Here is a 5,757-nt window from a genome sequence, read left to right on the forward strand (position 1 = left end):
CACAAAAATGAAATTGTAAAACCAGGATATTACAGCGTGAAATTAGACCGTTACAATGTTAAGGCCGAATTGACAGCTTCGGAAAGAGTTGGTTTCCATAAATATACATTCGAGTCAGATGAGCAACCTCATTTCTTGGTAGATCTAGTTGACGGTGTTGGGGGAGACGAATCAACAGATACTTACATAAAAAAAATAAACAAAAACACAATCGAAGGGTATCGTTATTCTAAAGGTTGGGCTTTGGATCAAAGGATATTTTTTGTAATGGAATTTTCAGAAGAAATTTCGAATCTGACATTATATAACGACACAAAATTAATCACTGGCACTGAAGGAAAATCAGCAAAAATGAAAGCTGTGATTGACTTTAAAGGCCAAAAAGGAAAAGTGATTTTCTCTAAAGTTGCTATTTCTCCTGTAAGTTGTGAAAATGCTTTAGTCAATTTAAAAGCAGAAATTAAAGACTGGGATTTTGATAAGGTTGTGAAAACGGCGGATGAAAAATGGAACAAACAATTATCAAAAATAGATATAAAGGCTAATGATAATACAAAAACGGTTTTCTATACTGCGATGTATCACACAATGTTTGCTCCTTCACTTTACAATGATGTAAACGGAGACTATAGAGGTAGTGATATGAAAGTATACAAAAAAGCGGATTTTACAAACTACACGACTTTTTCACTTTGGGACACCTACAGAACATTGCACCCACTTTACACAATTATTCAAGATGATAAAGTCAATGATATCATAAAATCATTCCTTGCCATTTACAAACAACAAGGAAGATTGCCTGTTTGGCATTTTATGGGGAATGAAACTGATTGTATGAACGGAAACCACTCGATTGCGGTTATTGCCGATGCTTATTTTAAAGGGTACAGAGATTATGATGTTGAGCTTGCTTACGAAGCCATGAAAACAACTGCCGATTTTGATAAAAAGGGCATCAAATATCTTAAAAAATTGCAATATATCCCAGCTGATTTAGAAGGTGAATCGGTTGCGAATGCAATGGAGTATGCTATAGATGATTGGTGTGTTGCCAAAATGGCAAAGGATTTGGGTAAAACAGCGGACTACGAATATTTTTCAAAAAGAGCTGAATTATATAAATTATATTTCGATAAAAACACTGGTTTTATGCGTGGAAAATTGACAAATGGCAAATGGAGAGAACCATTCGACCCATTATACTCAAACCACCGTAGAGATGATTATGTTGAAGGTAATGCTTGGCAATACATCTGGTTAGTGCCTCAAGATCCTTACGGATTGATTAATTTATTTGGGGGTGATGAGAATTTTACAAAAAAATTAGATGGATTATTTAACAATACTGGAAAATTAACTGGTAAAGAAATTTCGGCTGATATTTCTGGATTCATCGGGCAATACGCTCATGGAAACGAACCTGGACATCACACCTCATATATGTATGCTTTTGCTGGGCAGCCTTGGAAGACGGCAAAAATTGTTCGCCAAGTTTTCAACCAATTTTATACTACAAAACCAGAAGGAATTTGTGGAAACGAAGACGTAGGCCAAATGTCAGCTTGGTACATACTGTCATCAATGGGATTCTATTCCGTAAATCCTGCAAATGGTATTTATGTAATGGGAAGTCCTGCTGTTAATGAAGCAACGATTAATTTGAAAGATGGTGTTTCGTTCAAAGTAATCGCAAAAGATAATAGCGAAACAAATATTTATATACAAAAAGTCGAATACAACGGAAAACCGTACACAAAATCATATATCACACACGATATGATTGTAAAAGGCGGGGAATTGAAATTGTTTATGGGAAGCAAACCGTCTCCAACTTTTGGTGTTGCAAAAGCGGACAGACCATTATAATAAGTGAAAAATGTAAAACCAAATTGGATATAAGGTTATGAAAAAAATCATATTGACTCTAGGAATGTTTTTTGCTATTGCGAGTATAAATGCGCAAACCAAAACGCAATCAAATGTGAATATTATGACATTTAATATACGTTATGATAATCCGGAAGATGTACCAAACAACTGGGAACAACGTAAAGAAAACGTACTAAAAATGATTCGTTTCAACGAAGTTGATATCCTAGGTACGCAAGAGGTTTTGGCTCATCAACTAAAGGATCTCACCGTAAACCTTACGGAATATGGAGCTATTGGCGTAGGAAGAGAGGACGGGAAAGAAAAAGGGGAATACAGCCCAATCTTATACAATAAAAATAAATTTACTCTTATCAAGTCAGGATACTTCTGGTTGAGCGAAACGCCTGAAAAACCTTCAAAAGGATGGGATGCTGCCTGCGAACGCATTGCCACTTGGGTGCAGTTGAAAGACAAGACCACTGGTAAAAAAATATTTGTCATAAATACGCATTTTGATCACAGAGGTGAAGTTGCAAGGCGAGAAAGTGTAACATTGATTAAAACAAAGATCGCCCAACTAAGCGAGGGAATGCCTCAAATTATGATGGGGGATTTGAATGCAACACCTGATTCATCGGTTATACAATCATTGCTAACGGCAGATAAATCGTTAAGTTTATTGGACTCCAAAAAACTTGCTTCAATTGTTTATGGTCCAAATTGGTCTTTTCATGATTTTGGAAAAATACCTTTCAATGACCGACCACTCATCGATTACATTTTAGTGACGAAAGGGATTACGGTTCATAAATATGCTGTTTTTGCAGAAACCTTAAACAATCTTGTCCTTTCTGATCATGCACCTGTGTTTATTAATGTTGCTTTCTAAAGAATCAACATTTATTCAAAAGAATTTAAAAATAAAAATCATGTTTTCAATATTATAAATAAATGAAAAATAATTATTATACAGTTGGGTTAGTTTTTTTGATATTTTTTGTGATTTCATTTTTGACCAATATAATGGGACCCTTAATTCCTGATATAATCAATAGTTTCAAATTGTCACTTGGAATGGCAGGGTTTCTTCCATTTTCATTTTTTGCGGCATACGGAGTTATGTCAACCACATCTGGTGTTTTAATAGAAAAATATAGTGAAAAAGCGGTAATGATATTTTCATTTTTGTTGGCTGCTTTTGGTTCCTTGTTATTTGGTTTATTCCCTGTTTATTACATCGCATTGCTATCTTTGTTTTTAATAGGAATCGGAATGGCATCATTGCAAGTGGCTATAAATCCATTGCTTAGAGTTTCAGGTGGAGAAAAACATTTCGCATTTAATTCTGTTATGGCACAACTTTTTTTTGGAGCAGCTTCATTTTTAAGTCCATTGGCATACAGTTATTTAGTGACCAATATCAAACACGATGGAAGTAATTCAAATAGCTTTCTTGAAACACTTTCGGAATTGGTTCCGGAGCATTTAAATTGGGTTTCCCTGTATTGGATTTTTGCGATTACGGCGTTTGCAATGATAATAGTGATATTGTTTTTCAAATTTCCAAAAGTGGAATTGGATGAAACCGAAAAAACAGGCAGTTGGTCTGTTTACAAAGATTTACTGAAAGATAAAACGGTGGTTTTGTTCTTTTTTGGAACATTTGCTTATGTAGGTACGGAGCAGGGAATTGCAAATTGGATGTCAAAATTTTTAAGTGATTATCATGGTTACGACCCACAAACTGTGGGTGCTGAAATGGTAGCTTATTTTTGGGGTCTGCTTACGGCTGGCTGTTTATTAGGGTTATTACTTCTGAAATTTTTAGATAGTCGTAATGTGCTGAAAGTATTTACTATTGGTGCTATTTTATGTCTTACTGTTGCTCTATTTGGAACTTCAATTATGGCTTTATATGCTTTTCCTCTTTCTGGGTTTGCACTTTCGGTTTTGTGGTCTGTTATATTTTCACTTGCCTTAAATTCACTTGAAAATAATCACGGAGCATTTTCGGGAATTTTGTGTACGGGTATCGTAGGTGGGGCCGTGATGTCTTTAATTATTGGTAAGCTTGGTGATATGATAGGATTGCGATATGCTATGACGCTGTTGTATTTAACACTTGCATATATTTTATGGTTAGGTTTTTGGGCAAAGCCATTAATTAATAATGCAGTAATAGATTTTAAAAAAGTAAAAGCAGATAAATAATGTAACTGTCAATATCTAAAAAAATATTATTGTTTAGATTTTGTTTATATCAAACTAATTCAAATACTTTCTAAAAATGTTTTCAATAAGAAATTCAATTTTACCTTTTATATTCTTTTTATTTACAAGTTATTCCTTTTCGCAAAAAAAGCAAGAAATTGACTATGTGAATTCATATATAGGAACTGCCGAAAAAGGAGAAGGTGGTTTGGCATTAAGTGTAGGCCCTCCTTTTACTATGACTAATTTTTCACCTCAAACTTGTGAAAATATAATAAGCAGAATGTACTATGTCTATGAAGACACTTCTATATTAGGTTTTATTGCCAGTCACCAGCCAACGGTTTGGATGGGGGATTATGGTTATGTATCTGTAATGCCTGAAATTGGCACGTTAAAGCTAAAACCAGAAGACCGGAAACTTTCATTTAGCCACAAAGATGAAATAGCGTCACCATACTATTATTCGGTGAAAATGAAAACAGAGGAAAAGAAAATAATTAAAGCCGAAATAGCGGCCACGGAACGTTGTGGTATTTTTAAATTTACTTTTCCAAAATCAAAAAATTCGCATCTTGTGTTTCAATCCATAAACATAGAAGATAAAAAAGACGAGGACGGTATCAATTCAAAGGAAAATCGTGCGAACAAATTAACTGCTTTCATAAAATTTGATAAGGCAAAAAATCAAATTATTGGGTATAATCCAGACAGAGCCTCTTTTGATATTGGCCCTGAACTCAAAAATTTCAAAGGATATTTTGTAATACAATTTGATAAACCATATGATGCTTTCGGAACTTGGAACAATGACAAGGCTTTTCCTTCATCAGAGGAACTAGCAGCAAAGAAACGATTGGGGGCTTATGTTAGTTTTTCTACAAAAGAAAATGAAGTTGTAAAAGTAAAAATAGCAACTTCGTTCATAAGCATTGAACAAGCTGAAGAAAATTTATCCCGAGAAATTCCAGATTGGGATTTTGATAAAACGGCATCACAAACAAAAAAAGCATGGCAGTCAAATCTTGAAAAGATCAAAATTGACGGTGTTGATGAGGAAAAAAAGAAAATCTTCTACACTGCCTATTACCACACCTTATTGTTTCCGCGTCAATTTTCTGAATATGGAAAATATTACAGCCCTTTTGACGATAAGATCCATGAAGGTATTTCTTATACCGATTATTCGCTTTGGGACACATTTCGAGCATTGCATCCTTTCTTGCTATTTGTGCAGCCCGATAGAGTAAACGACATGATTACTTCAATGCTAAATATATACAAAGAAGGAGGAAGATTACCGATGTGGCCAAACCCAGCCGAATCGAATATAATGATCGGGACTCATGCTGATGCTGTTATCGCTGATGCTTATGTAAAAGGAGTAAGAGGTTATGATACTAAACTGGCCTATGAAGCCATGCGCAAAGATGCGATGATTGCAACAGATTGTGATGGGGAGAAAAACAAAATGCTAGACAGACAAAATTGGGGTTGTTATGAGGGGCAAGCCGGTTTGCAGTTTTTCCACACATTGGGTTACATTCCCTCGGATTATAAATCCGAATCGGTTGCAAGAACAATTGAGTACGGCATTGACGATTATTGTGTAGCTCAAGTTGCAAAGGATATGAACAAAAAAGATGATTTTGAAAAATTAACGGTCTGGTC

4 protein-coding genes are annotated in these 5,757 nt (G+C 34.8%); all 4 read left to right on the forward strand.

Annotated features, from left to right (window positions below):
• Positions 1-1,869, forward strand: a 1,869-nt coding sequence (locus VFS71_RS00755; protein WP_326398768.1) for a GH92 family glycosyl hydrolase, incomplete at its 5' end; no start/stop codon positions are given.
• A 37-nt stretch (positions 1,870-1,906) separates the two neighbouring features.
• Positions 1,907-2,764, forward strand: a complete 858-nt coding sequence (locus tag VFS71_RS00760; RefSeq protein WP_326398769.1) for an endonuclease/exonuclease/phosphatase family protein — start codon at positions 1,907-1,909, stop codon at positions 2,762-2,764.
• A gap of 62 nt (positions 2,765-2,826) precedes the next feature.
• Positions 2,827-4,086, forward strand: coding sequence for an MFS transporter (locus VFS71_RS00765; protein ID WP_326398771.1), 1,260 nt, complete (start codon positions 2,827-2,829; stop codon positions 4,084-4,086).
• Positions 4,087-4,162: 76 nt separating this feature from the next.
• A partial coding sequence (locus VFS71_RS00770; RefSeq protein ID WP_326398772.1) for a GH92 family glycosyl hydrolase occupies positions 4,163-5,757 on the forward strand: 1,595 nt, incomplete at its 3' end.

Origin of the sequence: Flavobacterium sp., from assembly GCF_035760125.1 — a bacterium.
Taxonomy (GTDB): Bacteria; Bacteroidota; Bacteroidia; order Flavobacteriales; family Flavobacteriaceae; genus Flavobacterium.